This is a genomic window from Pseudomonas sp. MEJ108 (assembly GCF_030208985.1).
GTDB classification, from domain to species: Bacteria; Pseudomonadota; Gammaproteobacteria; order Pseudomonadales; family Pseudomonadaceae; genus Aquipseudomonas; species Aquipseudomonas fragariae.
In genome coordinates, this window is sequence record NZ_JARVSW010000020.1 from 147,536 (window position 1) to 167,668 (window position 20,133).

General features: G+C 58.8%; 17 protein-coding genes. 11 read left to right on the plus strand and 6 right to left on the minus strand.

Features of this window, described 5'->3' with window-relative positions:
- Window positions 1-104 precede the first annotated feature (104 nt).
- Window positions 105-1,535, plus strand: coding sequence for an exodeoxyribonuclease I (gene sbcB / locus QRN50_RS11370; RefSeq protein ID WP_054091832.1), 1,431 nt, complete (start codon window positions 105-107; stop codon window positions 1,533-1,535).
- A gap of 73 nt (window positions 1,536-1,608) precedes the next feature.
- Here sbcB and mvaT read toward each other — a convergent pair whose 3' ends face one another.
- Entirely contained in the window at window positions 1,609-1,989 is a 381-nt protein-coding gene (mvaT, locus tag QRN50_RS11375) for a histone-like nucleoid-structuring protein MvaT (RefSeq protein ID WP_002554971.1), read from the minus strand.
- A 358-nt stretch (window positions 1,990-2,347) separates the two neighbouring features.
- Between mvaT and purU the strand changes: the two genes are divergently transcribed.
- Both purU and QRN50_RS11385 read left to right on the plus strand, forming a co-directional pair.
- Window positions 2,348-3,199: a formyltetrahydrofolate deformylase gene (gene purU, locus QRN50_RS11380; protein WP_003406331.1), complete on the plus strand. Its 852-nt coding sequence runs from the start codon at window positions 2,348-2,350 to the stop codon at window positions 3,197-3,199.
- A gap of 77 nt (window positions 3,200-3,276) precedes the next feature.
- Complete coding sequence (locus QRN50_RS11385) at window positions 3,277-3,477, plus strand: hypothetical protein (RefSeq protein ID WP_096126730.1); 201 nt, start codon at window positions 3,277-3,279, stop codon at window positions 3,475-3,477.
- A gap of 222 nt (window positions 3,478-3,699) precedes the next feature.
- On the opposite strand, the gene QRN50_RS11390 is transcribed toward QRN50_RS11385, so the two are convergent.
- Entirely contained in the window at window positions 3,700-5,172 is a 1,473-nt protein-coding gene (locus QRN50_RS11390; RefSeq protein WP_003363847.1) for an inorganic phosphate transporter, read from the minus strand.
- Between the two features lie 207 nt (window positions 5,173-5,379).
- The gene (locus QRN50_RS11395) at window positions 5,380-5,577 is read right to left on the minus strand and encodes a hypothetical protein (protein WP_002554967.1); all 198 of its coding nucleotides are present in this window, start codon (window positions 5,575-5,577) and stop codon (window positions 5,380-5,382) included.
- Between the two features lie 855 nt (window positions 5,578-6,432).
- Between QRN50_RS11395 and pcaR the strand changes: the two genes are divergently transcribed.
- From pcaR to QRN50_RS11420, 5 genes are all read left to right on the plus strand, one after another.
- The gene (pcaR, locus tag QRN50_RS11400; RefSeq protein ID WP_003363842.1) at window positions 6,433-7,275 is read left to right on the plus strand and encodes a pca regulon transcriptional regulator PcaR; all 843 of its coding nucleotides are present in this window, start codon (window positions 6,433-6,435) and stop codon (window positions 7,273-7,275) included.
- Window positions 7,276-7,430: 155 nt separating this feature from the next.
- Window positions 7,431-8,291 (plus strand): CoA transferase subunit A, encoded by an 861-nt coding sequence (locus QRN50_RS11405; protein ID WP_024641851.1) that lies wholly within the window; start codon window positions 7,431-7,433, stop codon window positions 8,289-8,291.
- On the plus strand, window positions 8,288-9,067 hold the full coding sequence (locus QRN50_RS11410) for a CoA-transferase subunit beta (protein WP_003406327.1): 780 nt from the start codon (window positions 8,288-8,290) through the stop codon (window positions 9,065-9,067). The genes QRN50_RS11405 and QRN50_RS11410 overlap by 4 nt, the downstream gene beginning before the upstream one ends.
- Window positions 9,064-10,266, plus strand: coding sequence for a 3-oxoadipyl-CoA thiolase (pcaF, locus tag QRN50_RS11415; protein ID WP_172452242.1), 1,203 nt, complete (start codon window positions 9,064-9,066; stop codon window positions 10,264-10,266). The genes QRN50_RS11410 and pcaF overlap by 4 nt, the downstream gene beginning before the upstream one ends.
- A 211-nt stretch (window positions 10,267-10,477) precedes the next feature.
- Window positions 10,478-11,779 (plus strand): MFS family transporter, encoded by a 1,302-nt coding sequence (locus QRN50_RS11420; RefSeq protein WP_011268789.1) that lies wholly within the window; start codon window positions 10,478-10,480, stop codon window positions 11,777-11,779.
- Window positions 11,780-11,842: 63 nt separating this feature from the next.
- On the opposite strand, the gene QRN50_RS11425 is transcribed toward QRN50_RS11420, so the two are convergent.
- From QRN50_RS11425 to QRN50_RS11435, 3 genes are read right to left on the minus strand one after another with little or no spacing between them, the layout of a single operon-like run.
- The gene (locus QRN50_RS11425; protein WP_011268788.1) at window positions 11,843-13,303 is read right to left on the minus strand and encodes an AdeC/AdeK/OprM family multidrug efflux complex outer membrane factor; all 1,461 of its coding nucleotides are present in this window, start codon (window positions 13,301-13,303) and stop codon (window positions 11,843-11,845) included.
- On the minus strand, window positions 13,300-16,434 hold the full coding sequence (locus QRN50_RS11430; RefSeq protein WP_011268787.1) for an efflux RND transporter permease subunit: 3,135 nt from the start codon (window positions 16,432-16,434) through the stop codon (window positions 13,300-13,302). Before QRN50_RS11430 ends, QRN50_RS11425 begins: the two co-directional genes overlap by 4 nt.
- Window positions 16,435-16,437: 3 nt before the next feature.
- Window positions 16,438-17,598, minus strand: a complete 1,161-nt coding sequence (locus QRN50_RS11435; RefSeq protein ID WP_024641852.1) for an efflux RND transporter periplasmic adaptor subunit — start codon at window positions 17,596-17,598, stop codon at window positions 16,438-16,440.
- 255 nt (window positions 17,599-17,853) lie between these two features.
- Here QRN50_RS11435 and pmeR point away from each other — a divergent pair, with 255 nt between their 5' ends.
- The 3 genes from pmeR (at window position 17,854) to QRN50_RS11450 (ending at window position 20,127) form a co-directional block, all read left to right on the plus strand.
- Entirely contained in the window at window positions 17,854-18,513 is a 660-nt protein-coding gene (gene pmeR, locus QRN50_RS11440) for an auxin-lysine conjugate-binding transcriptional regulator PmeR (protein ID WP_003406317.1), read from the plus strand.
- Between the two features lie 296 nt (window positions 18,514-18,809).
- Window positions 18,810-19,013, plus strand: coding sequence for a hypothetical protein (locus tag QRN50_RS11445; protein ID WP_080397957.1), 204 nt, complete (start codon window positions 18,810-18,812; stop codon window positions 19,011-19,013).
- Window positions 18,994-20,127 carry a DUF3396 domain-containing protein gene (locus QRN50_RS11450; RefSeq protein WP_060409144.1) on the plus strand — a complete coding sequence of 378 codons (1,134 nt, stop codon included), beginning with the start codon at window positions 18,994-18,996 and terminating at the stop codon, window positions 20,125-20,127. The genes QRN50_RS11445 and QRN50_RS11450 overlap by 20 nt, the downstream gene beginning before the upstream one ends.
- Window positions 20,128-20,133 lie beyond the last annotated feature (6 nt).

A 20,133-nucleotide genomic window follows, 5' to 3' on the forward strand; every position in this document is an offset into this window, starting at 1 on the left:
GCGGGCTGTAAGAAAACATTTCCCGGTGCGCCGGATACGACCCGATTAGCCAATGACACCTGTCACGCCCTACACTTCGCGGGTCTTTTGTTCAGGATCAGCCCGTGACCTCCAGCATCTTCTGGTACGACTACGAAACCACCGGTATCAACCCGCGCAATGACCGTGCGCTGCAGATGGCCGGAATTCGCACGGATACCGACCTCAATGAAATCGCGCCGCCGGTCAATCTGCACTGCCAGCTCAGCGATGACATCCTGCCTCATCCTGTCGCCTGCATGATTACCGGAATCACTCCGGCCACGCTGGCAGAAAAAGGCTTGTGCGAGGCCGATTTCATGACGCGCGTACATGCCGAGCTGTCTGCGCCGGGTACCTGTGGCGCGGGTTACAACACCTTGCGTTTCGATGACGAAGTCACGCGCTACAGTTTTTATCGCAACTTCTTCGACCCCTATGCACGCGAATGGCAGGGGGGCAACAGTCGCTGGGATCTGATCGATGTCGTGCGGGCCGCCTATGCATTGCGCCCCGATGGCATTGTATGGCCGGAACAGGACGGCCGGGTCACGCTGAAACTGGAGCGGCTGACGGCTGCCAACGGTATTGATCATGGACAGGCGCACGATGCGTTATCCGATGTCCGTGCAACGATTGCTCTGGCACGTTTGATTCGTGAAAAGCAGCCGAAGCTTTATGACTATCTGTTCGCCTTGCGCAGTAAGCAGAAAGTCCAGGAACAGGTTCGCCTGATGCAGCCTCTGGTGCATATTTCGGGACGCTTTTCTGCGGCGCGCAATTACCTGGGTGTGGTGCTGCCGTTGGCCTGGCACCCGCATAATCGCAATGCGCTGATCGTGTGTGATCTGCACCTGGATCATGCACCGTTGTTGCACGAGGACGCTGAAATACTCAAGCGCCGTTTATATACGCGGCACGATGCGCTGAGCGACGGCGAATTGCCCGTGCCGCTCAAACTGTTGCATATAAACCGTTGCCCGGTGATCGCCCCGCTGGGGGTGCTGCGCAGCGAAGATCAGCAGCGGCTGCAACTGGACATGGCCGGCTATCAGGCACGCGCAACGCAATTGAGTGAAAACCGCGAAGTTTGGCACGGTAAACTGGCTGCCATTTACGGCAAGGACGATTTCGCCGCAAGTGAAGATCCCGAACAGCAGTTATATGACGGTTTTATCGGGGACCGTGATCGTCGACTGTGTGAGCAAGTTCGACAGGCCGAGCCAGAACAACTGGCGCGTGATGCGTGGCCGTTTGATGATGCCCGATTGCCTGAATTGTTATTCAGGTATCGCGCTCGTAACTTCCCTGACACCTTGAGTGGCGAAGAGCAAACACGCTGGCGGGATTTCTGTCAGCAGCGCTTGCGCAACCCGGAATGGGGCGCTCCCAACACCCTGCATGACTTTACGGCCGCATGGGTAGAATGCTCCCTTAGTGCCGGGCCAGAGCAGCTGGAGGTGTTACGGCAGTGGCAGGATTACGCACACAGGCTGAGTAACCGTCTGGGCGTATAAAAAATACCGGGCAATAAAAAACGCCAGCAGGCTGGCGTTTTTTCAATCGCAATGAACCGCGACCTGGTGAAGCTTAGCCCAGCAAAGTGGCCCAGCTTTCAACGTCGTCGCTGCCCCACTTGGCTTTCCACTCTTTCAGCGTCTTGTGGTTGCCGCCTTTGGTTTCGATGACTTCACCGTTGTGCGGGTTCTTGTATTGCTTGACCTTACGGGCGCGCTTGGTGCCGGCAGGTTTAACAGCGCCGCCACGAGGGGCCTTGTTTACCTTGGCATCCGGATCCAGCAGGGCAATGATGTCACGCAGCGACTTTTGGTATTCGCCCATCAGCGTGCGCAGTTTGCCTTCGAATTCCAGCTCGGTTTGCAGTTTGTCGTCTTGCGACAGGTTCTTCAAACGGGCTTGCAGTTCTTTGATGGCTTCTTCTGTAGCGCGGTATTCGTTGATCAGGGACATGAGGAGACCTTATGTTGTGAGGGTTGCAGGGATACAGTGCGGCAATAATAGTCACTGTAAATGAGCAAGTAAACATTAAATAAAAGTTTTATTTGAATTATTTAGCAATATACACACGTCCTACAGACGCCTGAACTAGGGACGCGTCACGCTTCCTTCAAAAGATCGCCGCTATAAAGCCCTTCTTATTACAGGTTTTGTTTAGCGGTGCGCACCCGGAAAACGCATACTGGCACGGTGCAATCTTTGGCCTTGGCGGTGTGCTTTTTCGGCCTCTGCATTCAGGCAACAGAGATACTGCAGTTTTGCTGCGCAGCCGCTAGAATAGCGGCTTTGCGAAGTTCTGGAGTTTCCCCCAATGCGCACTTTTCGTCTGGTGATTGCTTGCCCGGACCGTGTAGGCATCGTTGCCAAAGTCAGTAACTTTCTGGCGTCCCATAACGGCTGGATCACCGAAGCGAGTCATCACTCGGACAATCTCAGCGGCTGGTTTTTCATGCGTCACGAGATCCGTGCCGACACCCTGCCTTTTGACCTGGACGGGTTCCGTGAAGCCTTCACGCCGATTGCCGAAGAATTTTCGATGGACTGGCGCATTACCGACTCGGCGCAGAAGAAGCGCGTCGTGCTCATGGCCAGTCGCGAATCACACTGTCTGGCCGACCTGCTGCACCGCTGGCACAGTGACGAACTCGACTGCGACATCGCCTGTGTGATTTCAAACCACCAGGACCTGCGCAGCATGGTCGAGTGGCATGACATCCCTTACTACCATGTTCCGGTTGACCCGAAAGACAAGGAGCCGGCATTCGCCGAGGTGTCGCGTCTGGTCGGTCATCATCAGGCCGACGTCGTGGTTCTGGCGCGCTACATGCAGATTCTGCCGCCACAGTTGTGCCGTGAATATGCCCATCAGGTCATCAATATCCACCACAGCTTCCTGCCATCGTTCGTGGGTGCCAAGCCGTACCATCAGGCCTCGTTGCGCGGCGTCAAGCTGATCGGCGCGACCTGTCACTATGTGACCGAAGAGCTCGATGCCGGTCCGATCATCGAGCAGGACGTCGTGCGCGTCAGCCACCGTGACAGCATCGAAAACATGGTGCGTTTCGGCCGCGACGTGGAGAAGATGGTGTTGGCCCGCGGCTTGCGCGCTCATCTGGAAGACCGTGTGCTGGTTCACGACAACAAGACAGTCGTCTTCGGCTGATCTATCTTTTCGGGAGCGCGTCTGTCGCGCTTCCGACTCAGCTGTCGGCAATGGTGTAACGCGCAAGGTGACAGCCAATGACCGATCCTCTCGACAAAGCCACTTCCACCGCTCCGGCAACGCTTGGCGAGGGCTGCCTGAGCCGCTATGGCCCTGCGGAACTGACTGCGGAAAATGGCACTGAGTTCGACGGTGCCGCAGCACTGTGGCGCGAGCTGCAGCAAGCGCAAGCGCCTGGTGAAGGGCTTGAGGAGGAGGGGGAGCAAGAGGATAAGTGAGTCAAACCCTTGAGCGGTGCAAGGCATGCACCGCCCGAAGGGTTTTAGGCTCTTTACGAAAAGTGGCTGCGCTCGGTGATGCTTCGTTAAAAACAGGCTCGGATGCGAGTCCAATCGGAATGCTCATTTACAACACGTAGAGTCGATCGCGACCCCGGCCGTTCCTCGCCTGTTTTTGCCTCGCCTGACCTTCGCTCGCCGACTTTTCGTACAGAGCCTAGATCAGGCCAGGGCCTTGGAAGCCAGCCAGAACAGCGCTGCGGACAAGGCGACCGTTGCCGGCAGGGTCAGCACCCAGGCCAGCAGGATGGTGCGCACGGTTCCGCCCTGAAGGCCGCTCTTGTTGGCGACCATGGTGCCGGCCACACCCGACGACAGAATGTGCGTGGTGGACACCGGAAGGCTGAACACGTTGGCCAGACCGATTGCGCAGGCGGTAGTGATTTGCGCGGACATGCCTTGTGCGTAAGTCATGCCCTGCTTGCCGATCTTCTCGCCGATCGTCAGGACTACACGCTTCCAGCCGACCATGGTGCCGATACCCAGCGCCAGTGCGACCGCCAGAATCACCCAGAACGGTGCGTACTCGGTGGTGGTGGTCAGGTCCTTGCGAAGCTTCTCCAGGTCGGATTTTTCACGCGCTGACAGGTCTGGAAGTTTGCCGACCTTGCGGGCGGTGTCGTCCAGGCACAACAGATAGCGACGCACTTCGATGCGGCTTTCAGGGGCCAGCGCGTGGTAGTCGGACACGCCCTTCAGGCGGTCGAGCAGCGCGTCGATGGTAGGTTCGGTCTGCTTCGGATTACACGCGGAGCTGGACGGCAGGTCGCCTTTTTCGGCTTTGCCCATGGCCAGATATTCGCCCAGCGTGCTGCTGTTGCGCTGATAGAACTGGCTCAGGTGCTGGGTCGCATCGCGGGTACGTTCGATCTGATAGGTCGTGCTGGTCAGGTCAAGTACGAACTGGCTGGGCACGATGCCGATCAGTACCAGCATGATCAGGCCAATGCCTTTCTGGCCGTCATTCGAACCGTGTACGAAGCTGACTGCCATGGCGGAAATGACCAGTACCAGACGGTTCCAGAACGGAGGGTGCTTCTTGTCGTCCAGCTTGCGGCGCTGGTCAGGGGTCTTGTGCATCTTCGACAGCGGGCGCCACCATTTCAGGGCAACCAGCACCAGACCCGCAACGATAAAGCCGGCCAGCGGCGAGAACACCAGCGAAGCGCCGATATCGATCGCTTTCTGCCAGTTCACGCCATCGGCCAACGGGATATCGTTGAGCAGGGCATTGGCCAGACCCACACCGAGTATCGAGCCGATCAGCGTGTGCGAACTGGAGGCCGGAATACCGAAGTACCAGGTCCCGAGGTTCCAGGTGATGGCCGCCGCCAGCAGCGAGAACACCATGGCCAGGCCATGTCCGGTGTTGACGTTGATGAGCAGTTCGACCGGCAGCAGATGGACGATGGCATAGGCAACGCCCACGCCGCCCAGCAACACGCCGAGAAAGTTGAATACACCGGAGAAGAACACGGCCAGATGAGGCGGCATTGCTTTGGTGTAAATGACTGTCGCCACCGCGTTGGCGGTGTCATGAAAGCCGTTGATGAACTCGAAGGTGAGGACGAAAGCCAGGGCGAGCAACAGGCTCACAAGCACCCAGGCATCAAGCCCGCTGAATAAATCGATCATGTAGGTTTTCTGACCGGGTCTGAAGGGGGCGCGATTATGACAGAAAAAATACCGAACGACTTGTCGTCACCGCGAGGTGTCGCCTCAAACCAAAAAAAAGACGCATGAGCGCCGCCCCGTTGAATGCTCAATGAGGCCGTGAGGCGTGTAATTCCGGGTGCTGGAAGTCGAAGACGTAATCGGGCAGGGATCATCGGACCCGTGCTGTTACGGCTCTTCTTTCAGGCCTTCTTCCATCTTTTGCAGTTCTTGCTTGAACGCCTGGTCCAGCAGGCTGGCTCTCTTGCGCCAGGGCTTGCGTTCCGGTTCCGGTTGCGCGGCGTAGGTGGTGATTTCACCGCCGTAGACATCCTTGTAGCGTTGTTCCTGGCGCTCAAGTTCCGCGCGCAGTTCATCTTTAGTCACTTTAGTACCTGATCGAGTCGAATGGGCTCTGGCGATGACGCAAAACAGTGCAAGTATGTTCACTCCAGTCTGGCTGTATACCCAATACAGTCAGCGACCTGTTCGGGCGATTGCGCGAAAGGGTTACTGGACATGCCTGTTGTTGTCTGCGGCTACGTGCACCAGAGAGAAATACCTGTCGTAGCGACACACGTTTGATTTCAAGCACAGGGCTTGCGCTGGCAGGCTTGCTGATGGTCTCGCGGCGATGGTGCACCGTGACAACGCTTCGACAGGACAGTCGAGGCAGAAATCGGGTGAATGGATCAATCGTTGCGAGGGTATTGCCAACCAACTGACCGATACTATCTCCAAGAACTTCTGCTACGTCAACAACAGAGGTTGAATGAGTTCACAGGTCTGGTTTTTTTGTACGATTGTTCCGAAGTTTCAGTGAGCCGTTTATATGACATAAGTTTTATAAAACAGTTTTCATTTTCGACGACAAAATGTTGGCGAAGAAATTCACCGTTTTTTATATGCAGGATGTGTGGAGTTGCGCGGCGGGCGCTGATCGAGAGCGGGAGGGGGAGGGTGTCGCGAGCATCGGGCACACAGCAAGCGCCTGAGTAATGAAAACGGCCTTGCTTGGTGAGCAAGGCCGCTGCCTTGGACTTCTCAGTGGGTACCTGACCAGTATTTCCAAGAAGTCACTTCATGGCAGAGGTAAAGGTATAAGTATATTTACATGGGGTCAATTGCGATTATCGGCCACCTGTTCGATAATCGCACAACCGGGGGTTGGCTTCGCTCCCCTGCAAAGAGCTGAAACCTGCGGTTTACAGGGCCTGAAAGGCAGTTACATAAGGTGTGTCAATGAACGACGAACTGCGTAAATCTTTTGCCTCATTGGCACCGCCCATCGTGGCGTCGCCCGCAAAGCGCATTCAGGCGCTGACCGGTGATCCGGATTTCATGACCTCGCTGGCGCGTGGGCTGGCCGTGATTCATGCCTTTCAGGAGCGCAAGCGGCACCTGACCATTGCGCAGATCAGCCATCGCACGGAGATCCCCCGTGCGGCAGTGCGTCGTTGTCTGCACACCCTGATCAAGCTCGGTTATGCGACCACTGACGGCCGTACCTACTCGCTACTGCCCAAGGTGTTGACGCTGGGCCACGCCTATTTGTCATCGACGCCACTGGCAACCTCGTCGCAGCCTTATCTGGACCGTATGAGCGACCAGCTGCACGAGGCGTGCAACATGGCCACGCTGGAAGGCGACGACATTCTTTATATCGCGCGCTCTGCCACCACGCAGCGGCTGATCTCGGTCGACCTTTCCGTGGGCGGTCGTCTTCCCGCGTACTGCACGTCCATGGGCCGCATTCTGCTGGCCGCACTGGATGACGTGTCGTTGCATGAATACCTTGACCATGTCGATCTGCAGCCCAAGACCAGCCGCACCATTCGCACCCCGGAAGCCTTGCTCGAATGTCTGCAACTGGTTCGGCAACAGGGCTGGTGCATTGTCGATCAGGAACTGGAACAGGGGCTGCGTTCAATTGCGGTACCGGTCTATGATGCGTCGGGCCAGGTGCTGGCGGCGCTGAATGTCAGCACCAGCGCCGGACGTGTGGCACGCAGCGAGCTGGAACAGCGCTTTCTGCCGATCATGCTCGATGCCAGTCGCGACTTGAGTACGCAGCTGTTTACCTGAAGTGGCCGTGTTTTGGCTGATTGAATTTGTTCGATTACCGAACGTTTAGTCGATTATCGGATTGTTTGCCCTCTTGCTCAGGCATAACCTCATTTTCATTCCGGCGCAGGTCTTCGCGCTGATCATTGAACGTGATGTTGGGTTCGGAGCACCTCATGGCAGACATTCTTTCTCTACGCGATGCGGTGAAGCAACTGGTCAACGATGGCGACACCGTTGCGCTGGAAGGCTTCACTCATCTGATCCCCACGGCCGCTGGCCATGAAATCATCCGTCAGGGTAAAAAGGACCTGACCCTGGTGCGCATGACTCCCGACCTGATCTACGACCAGTTGATCGGCGCCGGTTGTGCGAAGCGGCTGATTTTTTCGTGGGGCGGCAACCCTGGCGTTGGCTCCTTGCACCGTTTGCGCGATGCCGTTGAAAAACAATGGCCGCGCGCGATGGAAATTGAAGAGCACAGCCATGCCGACCTCGCCAACGCCTATGTAGCCGGTGCGTCCGGTCTGCCGTTCGCTGTGCTGCGCGCTTACGCCGGCTCTGACCTGCCCAAGGTCAACCCGCTGATCAAGACCGTCACCTGCCCGTTCACCGGTGAGGTGCTGGCAGCGGTGCCTTCGGTGCGCCCGGACGTGACCGTGATTCATGCACAGAAAGCCGACCGCAAGGGCAACGTGCTGTTGTGGGGCATTCTCGGTGCGCAGAAAGAAGCCGCGCTGGCTGCACAGCGCTGCATTGTGACGGTGGAAGAAATTGTCGATGACCTGAACGCCCCGATGAACTCCTGCGTGCTGCCGACCTGGGCGCTGAGCGCTGTGTGTCTGGTGCCAGGCGGTGCTCACCCGTCTTATGCGCACGGTTACTACGAACGTGACAACCCCTTCTATCAGGCCTGGGACCCGATCGCCAGAGACCGGGAGACCTTCACCGCGTGGATCGATGAATACATCCACGGCACCGCAGATTTCAGTGAATTCCAGAGCAAGCTGGCTCGCGCTTCGGAGGCCAAACAATGACTTACTCCACCAGTGAAATGATGACCGTCGCCGCAGCCCGTCGCTTGCGCAATGGTTCTGTGTGCTTCGTCGGCATCGGCCTGCCTTCGAAGGCGGCGAATCTGGCACGTCTTACCTCTGCGCCTGACGTGGTACTGATCTACGAGTCCGGTCCGATTGGTGCCAAACCCACGGTGTTGCCGCTGTCTATCGGTGATGGCGAGCTGGCTGAAACCGCAGACACAGTGGTATCCACCAGCGAAATCTTTCGTTACTGGCTGCAGGGCGGTCGCGTCGATGTCGGCTTTCTTGGCGCAGCGCAGGTCGACCGCTTCGGCAACATCAACACCACCGTGGTCGGTGATTACCACCATCCCAAAGTGCGTCTGCCGGGCGCCGGTGGTGCGCCGGAGATCGCCGGGTCGGCCAAGTCAGTGCTGATCATCCTCAAGCAGTCGGCGCGTTCGTTCGTCGACAAGCTGGATTTCATCACCTCGGTCGGCCATGGCGAAGGCGGCGATTCGCGCAAGCGTCTGGGCCTGCCCGGTGCCGGCCCGGTGGGCATCATCACCGACCTGTGCATCATGGAGCCGGAAGCCGGCACCCACGAGTTCGTCGTGACTACGCTGCATCCTGGCGTGACCCGTGAGCAGGTTATCGCTGCAACCGGTTGGGCGATCCGCTTTGCCGACACCGTTGTTGTGTCCGAAGAGCCTACCGAGGTCGAGCTGACGGCGCTGCGTGATCTGGAAGCACGGACTGCCGCGGCTCACGGTCAGGTTGCAGGAGAAGCGTGATGCGTGAAGTGTTTATTTGCGATGCGATTCGTACGCCCATCGGTCGCTTTGGTGGCGGGCTGTCTTCGGTGCGTGCAGACGACCTGGCGGCGGTGCCGATCAAGGCGCTGATGGAGCGCAACCCGTCGGTCAACTGGGAGGAAATCGACGAAGTGTTCTTCGGCTGTGCCAATCAGGCCGGTGAGGACAACCGCAACGTTGCGCGCATGGCCGCACTGTTGGCCGGGCTGCCACAAAGCGTACCGGGGGTCACCCTCAATCGCCTGTGTGCGTCCGGGATGGACGCCATCGGCACCGCTTTCCGGGCCATCGCTTCAGGTGAAATCGAGCTGGCGATCGCCGGAGGCGTCGAGTCGATGTCCCGCGCGCCCTTCGTGATGGGCAAGGCCGATGCCGCGTTTTCGCGCAACATGAAGCTGGAAGACACCACCATCGGCTGGCGCTTTATCAATCCGGCGATGAAAGCGCAGTACGGCGTGGACTCGATGCCCGAGACGGGCGACAACGTTGCAACCGACTTCAGGATTTCTCGAGCCGATCAGGACGCCTTCGCCCTGCGCAGCCAGCAACGCACTGCCGTTGCCCAGGCTGCGGGCTTTTTCGAGGAAGAGATCGTGCCGGTGCGAGTCGCGCACAAAAAGGGCGAGACCCTTGTCGACAAGGATGAGCATCCGCGTGGCGATACCAGTCTGGAAACCCTGAGCAAACTCAAGCCGGTCAACGGCCCGGACCGCACGGTGACTGCCGGTAACGCGTCCGGGGTCAACGACGGTGCTGCTGCGCTGATTCTGGCGTCGGCCGAAGCGGTGAAAAAGCATGGCCTGACGCCGCGTGCCCGTGTGCTCGGCATGGCCAGTGCGGCGGTTGCACCTCGGGTGATGGGCATTGGTCCGGTGCCAGCGGTGCGTAAGCTGGTCGAGCGGCTGGGCCTGGCGGTGACCGATTTCGATGTCATCGAGCTCAATGAAGCATTTGCCAGCCAGGGGCTTGCGGTCTTGCGCGAACTGGGTCTGGCCGACGATGCACCGCAGGTCAATCCCAACGGAGGGGCGATTGCCCTCGGCCACCCGCTGGGCATGAGCGGCGCGCGGCTGGTGCTGACGGCGCTGCATCATCTGGAGAAAACCGGCGGGCGCAGAGGCCTGGCAACCATGTGCGTCGGCGTCGGGCAGGGGCTCGCACTGGCCATCGAGCGGTAAACCCTCCTGCTTCAACCTGTTGTCCAGCAACCCGGATCGTTTGTCTGCCTCCACGAAAAGGCGGGCCGATGATCCGGGTTGTTGTTCGTCCGGGCGCGGAATGTTCAACGATACCGCTATTCCTGTCGGCTGAATTGGCCTGATTGATTGTGCTCGATTAAAGACGGTGTTACAGATTGTTTCTTATGGACAGTTCTGCTTGGGGAAAATAATGACTACAACATCAGAAGCACCGCATTACACCGGCGAGGAGCGAAGCAAAAGAATTTTCGCGATTGTCGGCGCCTCATCCGGCAACCTGGTCGAATGGTTCGACTTCTATATCTACGCCTTCTGCGCGATTTATTTCGCACCGGCTTTCTTCCCTTCCGATGATCCGACCGTTCAGTTGCTCAACACCGCGGGTGTGTTTGCCGCTGGCTTTCTGATGCGTCCGATTGGCGGCTGGCTGTTTGGTCGTGTCGCGGACAAACATGGGCGCAAGAACTCCATGCTGATTTCGGTCACCATGATGTGTGCCGGATCACTGATCATCGCCTGCCTGCCGACCTATGCATCGATTGGTGCCTGGGCGCCGGCCTTGCTGCTGATGGCGCGCCTGCTGCAAGGTCTGTCGGTAGGTGGCGAGTACGGCACCACGGCCACCTACATGAGTGAAGTGGCGCTACGTGGCCAGCGCGGCTTTTATGCTTCGTTCCAGTACGTCACCCTGATCGGCGGGCAATTGCTGGCCGTGTTGACGGTGGTCATTCTCCAGCAATTCCTGACCACCGAAGAGCTGCGTGACTACGGCTGGCGCATCCCCTTCGTGATCGGTGCTGGCGCTGCGGTTATCGCCTTGCTGCTGCGTCGCACCCTCAATGAAACCACCACGGCCGAAAGCCGGCAGGATAAGGACGCGGGCAGTATTGCGGCACTGTTCAAGCATCACGCTGCGGCCTTCATCACCGTGCTGGGCTACACCGCCGGTGGCTCGCTGATTTTCTACACCTTCACGACCTACATGCAGAAATACCTGGTCAACACCGGGGGCATGGAAGCCAAGACCGCCAGCTACATCATGACCGGCGCGCTGTTTCTGTACATGTGCATGCAGCCGTTCTTCGGCATGCTCGCAGACCGCATCGGCCGTCGCAATTCGATGCTCCTGTTCGGCGCGCTGGGTACGCTGTGTACAGTGCCAATCCTGATGACGCTCAAGACCACCACCAACCCGTTCATTGCCTTCGTGCTGATTACCCTGGCGCTGGCGATCGTCAGCTTCTACACCTCGATCAGCGGGCTGGTCAAAGCCGAAATGTTTCCGCCACAGGTTCGTGCGCTGGGCGTAGGGCTGGCGTATGCGGTGGCCAACGCGGTGTTCGGCGGCTCGGCTGAGTGGGTTGCCCTGAAGCTCAAGAGTGCCGGAATGGAAAACAGCTTTTACTGGTACGTGACGGCGATGATGGCGGTAGCGTTCCTGTTCAGTCTGCGTTTGCCCAAAGAGCCCAAGTACCTGCATCAGGATCACTGATCGCAGGTGTGTTTCGGCCATAAAAAAACCCACCTGATCAGGTGGGTTTTTTATGCACTGCAATCAGAACAACTGAACCGAAGGCTTCTCCTTGGAGATGGTTTCGGTCTGCCCGGTTCTTTCATACCAGCCGCCGCCGAGGGCCTTGTACAGGTTGACCTCGCTGGTCAGCTGCGACAGGCGGTCGGTGATCAGCGTTTGTTGCGCACTGAACAGCGAGCGCTGGGCGTCGAGGAAGGTCAGGTTGCTGTCGATGCCGATCCGGTAGCGACGCTCGGCCAGACGGTAGTAATCCTGGTTGGCCGCGACGAAGTCACGTTGCGCCTGGAGCTGCTCGTCATAGGTCTTGCGCGAAGCCAGACCGTCGGACACTTCCTGGAAGGCGGTCTGAATCGCCTTCTCGTAGTTGGCGACGCTGATTTCCTTCTGGATTTTCGAGTAGTCCAGGCTTGCGCGCAGGTTGCCGGCGTTGAAGATCGGGATGTTGATGCTTGGCTGGAACAGCCAGGCGCCCGATCCGCCCTTGAACAGGCCGGACAGCTCGCTGCTGCTGGTCCCGGCACTGGCCGTCAGGCTGATGCTCGGGAAGAACGCTGCACGTGCCGCGCCGATGTTGGCGTTGGCCGCCTTGAGCGAGTGCTCGGCCTCGAGAATGTCCGGACGACGCTGCAGCAGGTCGGACGGCAGGCCTGCCGGCATTTCGGTCAGCATGTCGGAATCGAGCAAGTGGCTGGCCGGCAGGTTGTCGGGCAGGCTGGTGCCAAGCAGCAGCACCAGGCTGTTCTGATCCTGGGCAACCAGGCGCTGGTACTGGGCCAGTTTGGCGCGCGCGCTTTCGACGGCGGTGCGCGACTGGCTCAGGTCCAGTGCCGAAGAAACGCCGACTTCGCTGGCGCGCGAGGTCAGACGGAAGCTTTCTTCGTAGGTCTTCAGGGTGTCCTGCGTCAGCTTGAGCAGTTCCTTGTCGGCCTGCCAGGTCATGTAGGCATTGGCGACGCTGGCCACCAGACTGATCTGGGTACTGCGACGCGCTTCCTCGCTGGCGAAGTAGGTCTCCAGCGCCTGCTCGCTGAGGCTGCGGACCCGGCCGAAGAGGTCCAGCTCGTACGAGCTGACACCCAGGGTGGCCGAGTAGCTGCTGGTGATGCCTGGCTGACCGGTCTGCGACTGATCACCCGGCACGCGCTGACGTGAGCCGCTACCGGTGGCCGAAACAGCAGGGAACAGGTCCGAGCGCTGGATACGGTACTGGGCGCGGTAGGCGTCGATGTTCAGCGCCGCAACCCGCAGGTCACGGTTGTTGAGCAGTGCAGTCTGAATCAGCTGTTGCAGCGCCGGGTCATTGAAGAAGTGCCGCCAGCCTTGCTCCGCGGCGGCCATTTTGGCGCCTTCGACCGGCGAGTACGCCGGCCCTTGCGGATATTGTGCCGCGACCGGTGCTTGCGGCTGCTTGTAATCGGGGATCAAAGAGCAGCCGCCGAGAATGAACGCGGTAACTGCAAGTGAGATCAATGACTTGCTCATTGGCCAGCCTCATCGTGTGAAATATGTTTCTGCTTGCTCTTGAAGAGCCCTGAAACCGTTACGAAGAACAGGGGCACCCAGAAGATCGCCAGAATAACTGCGGTGATCATACCGCCAATTACGCCAGTACCGATCGAATGCTGACTACCCGAACCTGCGCCCGAGGAAATCGCCAGCGGCACAACGCCAAGGATGAAGGCCATGGAGGTCATGATGATCGGGCGCAGACGCATGCGGCAGGCCTCGATCGCCGCGTCGACCAGGCTCTTGCCCTGTTCGTGAAGCTCTTTGGCGAACTCGACGATCAGAATGGCGTTTTTCGCCGCCAGACCCACCGTCACCAGCAACCCGACCTGGAAGAACACGTCGTTGGACAGACCGCGCAGGCTGGTTGCCATCAGTGCACCGATAACCCCCAGTGGCACCACGAGGATGACCGCGATCGGAATCGACCAGCTTTCATACAATGCCGCCAGACAGAGGAACACGACCAGCAGCGACAGGGCATACAGGGCAGGGGCCTGTGAACCGGACAGGCGTTCCTCGTAGGACAGACCGGTCCACGAGATGCCGATACCTTGCGGCAGCTTCTTGGCCAGCGCCTCGACTTCGTTCATCGCGTCGCCGCTGCTGTAGCCAGGGGCTGGAGTACCGAGTACTTCCTCTGCCGCCACGCCGTTGTAGCGTGACAGTTTCGGCGAGCCGTAGGACCATTTGCCGCTGGCGAAGGCCGAGAACGGCACCATCTCGCCCGCGCTGTTGCGTACGTACCATTTCTTCAGGTCTTCAGGCGTCATACGCGCACCTGCATCGCCCTGGATGTACACCTTCTTCACACGGCCACGGTCGATGAAGTCGTTGACGTAGCTACCACCCAACGCGATGGACAGGGTGTTGTTGATGTCCGACAGGGTGATGCCCAATGCACTGGCGCGCTCGTCGTCGATGATCAACTGGTATTGCGGTTCGTCGTTCAGACCGTTCGGACGCACGCCCGCCAGAATCTTGCTCTGTGCAGCCATGCCGAGGAACTGGTTACGCGCTTCCATTAGCTTGTCGTGACCCACGCCGCCCTGATCCTGCAGGTAGACGTCGAAGCCTGTGGCGTTACCCAGTTCGAGTACCGAAGGCGGGACGACCGCAAACACCATCGCGTCGCGCAGGCTGAAGAAATAGCCTTGAGCCCGCTTGGCCAGTTCGAAAACGCTGTTGTTGGAATCACGCTCTTCCCACGGCTTGAGCATCACGAACGCAATCGCCGAGCTTTGACCGCGGCCCGCGAAGTTGAAGCCGTTTACCGAGAACACCGACTTCACCGCGCCGCTTTCCTTAGTCAGCAGGTACTCACGCATCTGATCGATGACTTCCTGCGTGCGCTCGGTCGAGGAGCCGGCCGGTGTCTGGATCTGGGCGAAGATAACGCCCTGGTCTTCTTCCGGCAGGAACGCAGCCGGAATACGCATGAACATGAACACCATGCCCGCGCAGATCAGTATGTAACCCAGATACGCAGGCCACTTGTGCTTGAGCATGTTGCCGACGCCGCGCTCGTAACTCAGAACGCTGCGGTCGAAGGTGCGGTTGAACCAGCCGAAGAAACCCCGTTTCGGTTGCCCGTGCTTCTCGTGATCGATGGGCTTGAGCATGGTGGCGCACAGCGCCGGGGTGAAGATCAGCGCAACCACGACCGACAGGGCCATGGCCGAGACGATGGTGATCGAGAACTGCTTGTAGATCACCCCGGTGGAGCCGCCGAAGAACGCCATCGGCAACAGAACCGCCGACAGCACCAGGGCAATACCGACCAGTGCGCCCTGAATCTGTGTCATGGATTTGATCGTGGCGTCGCGCGGGGAGAGCTTTTCCTCCTCCATGACCCGCTCGACGTTTTCCACCACCACAATCGCATCGTCCACCAGCAAGCCGATGGCCAGCACCATACCGAACATGGTCAGGGTGTTGATGGTGAAACCGAAGGCCGCGAGGATGCCGAACGTACCCAGCAAGACCACCGGAACCGTCATCGTGGTGATGATGGTTGCGCGGAAGTTCTGCAGGAACAGGTACATCACCAGGAACACCAGCACGATCGCTTCGATCAGGGTGTGCACCACACCGTTGATCGATTCGCTGACCACCGGTGTCGTGTCATACGGATACACGACTTTCATGCCAGGCGGAAAGAACGGCTCCAGCGAGGAAACGGTCGCGCGGATGGCCTTGGCGGTGTCCAGCGCGTTGGCGCCGGTTGCGAGCTTGATCGCCAGACCGGAAGCCGGTTTGCCGTCGAACTGCGAGTCGGTGCTGTAGTTTTCTGCGCCCAGGCCGACCGTGGCGACGTCTTTCAGGCGAACCTGCGAGCCGTCGGTGTTGACCTTGAGGAAGATGTTGCCGAACTGCTCGGCGGTCTGCAGACGGGTCTTGCCGATGATCGTAGCGTTCAACTGCTGGCCGCTGATCGATGGCAGGCCGCCCAACTGGCCGGACGACACCTGAACGTTTTGCGCGGTGATCGCGTCTTTCACGTCCACCGGGGTCAGCTGGAAGTTGTTCAGCTTGGCCGGGTCCAGCCAGATACGCATGGCGTACTGCGAACCGAACACCTGGAAGTCACCCACACCGGAGGTCCGCGAGATCGGATCCTGCATGTTCGACACGATGTAGTTGGCCAGGTCTTCCTTGCCCATGCTGCCGTCTTCCGACACCAGACCGATCACCATCAGGAAGTTCTTCACTGCCTTGGTGACGCGGATACCCTGTTGCTGCACTTCCTGTGGCAGCAGCGGGGTCGCGAGGTTGAGCTTGTTCTGCACCTGAACCTGCGCCGTATCCGGGTTGGTGCCCTGATTGAACGTCGCAGTGATGGTCATGCTGCCGTCGGAGTTACTTTCCGAGCTGACATAACGCAGGTTGTCGATACCGTTGAGCTGTTGCTCGATCACCTGAACCACAGTGTCCTGCACCGTCTGGGCAGACGCGCCCGGATAGGTGACCTGGATACCGATGGCGGGCGGTGCGATGCTCGGGTACTGGTTGATCGGCAGGCTGGAAATCGACAGCGCACCGACCAGCATGATCACGAGGGCAATAACCCAGGCAAAAATGGGTCGATCAATAAAAAATTTCGACATGGGTTACTCCCCTTTGCTGCCTGCGGCTTTATCAGTGGCCGGGGCAGGTGCCGGGTTTGCTCCTTTGACGTTGGTCGCTTCGGCGACTTTCACTTCGGCGCCTGGTTTGACGTACTGCAGGCCTTCGGTAATGACGCGATCACCTTCTTTCAGGCCGTCTTCGATCAGCCAGTCGCTGCCCACGGTGCGATTGGCCACCAGCGTACGCATTTCAACCTTGTTGTCCTGATTGACGACCATGGCGGTCGGCGTGCCTTTCAGGTCGCGGGTTACGCCTTGCTGCGGTGCCAGGATGGCTTTCGAATTGACGCCAGCCTGCAACTGCGCATGAACGAACATGCCCGGCAGCAGACGGTGTTCAGGGTTCGGGAACACGGCGCGCAGGGTCACGGAGCCGGTGGTCTGGTCAACCGATACTTCGGCGAATTCCAGTTTGCCTTCCTGGGCGTAGACGCTGTTGTCTTCCAGGGTCAGCTTGACCTTGGCCGCGTTGTCGCCGGCTTTCTGCAGCTTGCCGCTGTCCAGGTCGCTGCGCAGCTTGAGCATGTCGGCAGAGGACTGCACCACGTCGACATAGATCGGGTCGAGTTGCTGGATGGTTGCCATCGCGTCGGTCTGCGCGCTGCTCACCAGTGCGCCTTCAGTCACCGCAGAGCGACCGATACGACCGGAAATAGGAGCCAGCACCTTGGTGTAGCGCAGGTTGATCTGGGCGGTCTGCAGGGCTGCCTGCGCTTCCTGGGTGGATGCCAGCGCCGTGTCGTACTCCTGACGGCTCACTGCCTGCTCGCTGACCAGTTGCTTGTAGCGATCGGACATCGACTTGGCGGACTGCAGGGTGGCCTTGGCGCTGTTGGCGTTGGCTTCATAGACAGCCGGGTCGATCTGGTAGAGCTGCTGACCGGCCTTGACATCGCCACCTTCGGTAAACAGGCGCTTGAGAATGATGCCGTTGACCTGAGGGCGAACCTCGGCGACGCGGAAGGCGGTGGTCCGGCCTGGCAGCTCGGTGGTCAGGGTATAGGGCTGTGCTTTGATGGTAACGACGCCTACCTGAGGGGTTTGCGCAGGCGGGGCGGCCTGTTCCTTCTTGCTACAGCCACTGAGCAGGGTTGCCAGGGCGATGGCAGTGACCAGAACGGTAACAGCTGGCTTGAATTGCATGAAGATCCTCGGGGCAGGAGCCTGTTTTCTCAACAGTACGTTGAAGTGTTAAAAAATATTTCGGCTAGATAAGTAGCATGCTAAGGAATATACTTACATTCGCGGCTGTTTGTAAACACCCGCTGTGCGCATTCGGCCACTATTCAGGAAGCCGGCAGCCAATTCGGGACAAGGCGAGACAAATGCCGCCCGGCCATATCTCGAGGCATGACGCAAGACGCGTGCCTGAGGTGAATTTTTTGAGGTCTTATTGCCATGGTTCGTCGCACCAAAGAGGAAGCTCAGATCACTCGCAGCCAGATTCTGGAGGCTGCCGAGCAGGCTTTTTATGAGCGAGGCGTCGCCCGCACCACGCTGGCCGACATTGCAACCCTTGCCGGTGTGACGCGAGGCGCCATCTATTGGCACTTTAACAATAAGGCCGATCTGGTGCAGGCCATGCTCGACAGTCTTCAGGAACCCCTCGACGAAATGGCGCAGGCCAGTCAGAGCGAGGAAGAGGAAGACCCGCTGGGCTGCATGAGAAATCTGTTGATTCACCTGTTTCATGAGCTCGCACTGGACCCGAAAACCCGTCGCATCAATGAAATCCTGTTTCACAAGTGCGAGTTTACCGACGAGATGTGTGATTTTCGTCGTCAGCGCCAGGACAACGCCATACAGTGCCACGATCGGATCACCCTGGGGCTGAATAATGCCGTACGCCAGGGGCAGCTACCCAAAAGGCTGGACACCGCGCGCGCTGCAGTGGCCCTGTTTGCTTACGTCAACGGCATCATCTATCAATGGCTGCTGGTTCCGGACAGCTTCTCGCTGCCTGCAGAGGCCGAGCAACTGGTCGACGTGTGCCTGGACATGTTGCGTTTCAGCCCGACGTTGCTGATCGATAATAACCGCTCGACAGTGGGTGCCTGACTGAACATGACCGGCGGCGGCACCCGCCGGTTCCGCCTGCCAGCGACGCTGTGCAGAGCCTGACTCCGATTCGTGCCTCTTATAGAGTGTGTTTACCGATCGTTTGCCGATATTCATTGATTGCGCCCACCGTGCAGGTATCAGCGAGCGTTGATCTGACAAGATATTGTAGGAAGCAGGTAGGACATTTCCTGATACATGTAGCTGATTTCCCAAAGTAAATTCCGAGTATTGCCCCGCAGGAAAACTCCCTTCACTCTTCGCCTCCTGAAAGAATCAGAAGAGAGGAAGGTTGCATGTTTTTGCCGAATCTTGCGCCTATGTGCCTTGAAATCATCGCCAGTTACGCTGATGTCCACTCGCGCTGGCAGGGCCATGGCTACCCAATGAGTGGGGACATTTCCGGCGTGACCGAAACCTGCGAAGGGCATGCAGGTACGCGCAAAAACCTGACCCCCGCGACTGATGGGAGGGCGGGGCATGTCGGACACTGCAACTGACGCTGTGAGGTTATTGGCCAGGATCACGCAACAATCCGAACGTGTGTCCATGGATTCCGTGTTGGGCACGCCGGTCATACGATTGGGATTGATCACCACGCTGTATTTTCGCAATGGCCACACCGTGGAGATGAAGCGTCGCGTCGAAGCCTGCTTTTTGCGCTTTTACGATGCGTTCAAAACCAGACTCAAATGGCAACTCTTCAAACGCATGCGCCGCTTGAGCGGCTCCGGATTCGCCTCGACCCGGCGTCAGATTGTCGAGAGCCCGCCAGACGAGCAGTTCATCTGGTCTATCGCCAGCGCCACTCAGGCTGAAGTCGCCACCTACAGCCTGTTCGTGATGAACACCTCAGAGGGGCAGGCCGACAACGATCGATCGTGTCTGAAAATGGTTCTGCCCTGGTCATACCTGACCGAGCCCGACGGCTTGAAACATTACGAGGAGTGGATCAGGTACCTCAGCAGCGAACTGCAGGCCGAGCACGGCTTTGGTGGTCTTGCTTGTGTGTTGCCTTGCGATGGCCATCAGTATTTGCCGTGGGAATTCCGGCTTGCTCAGGATTTTAGCGGGTTGATGGTCGACCCCGGCCCGCACATTGAAAGCCTGCGTCTGCTGGACCGCATCAAGGGCGTCAGCTGGTACACCGTGCTCGGTGATGCGTTCGTCAGGCAGTTGGGGGGCAGCGACAAAATGCGCGGCGAGATGAGTGCGCACAGTGAGATCGTTTTCCACACCTATCGCAACGGCCTGATCATTCGCGCCGGCGAGGTGCCTGAGCTGGGCGGGCGAGGGCTGCCGCCGCCAAAGCCTTATGTGACGGTCAACAGGATGATCAAGCCGATTCGCCTGCAGGACACCGGCAATCTTCATCCCTACCTGGCTCCCGGAATCGGTTTTACCGATGAGACCACTGCGCAGTGGTATGCGCGATTCGATGAAAAGCCGCTGCCGCCGGTCGATGCCGGGCAAGCATGCCCTCGCTCAGGCAGCTGGTTCAGCAGCGCACAGTCCGGTTCGCGTCGGCACTTCGACGAGGGTGAACTGATGCCTGCGTTTGCCCATATAAAGAGCAAGAAAACGCAATGGTTCTGGGCCGGGATGCCTTCCTGAACCAGA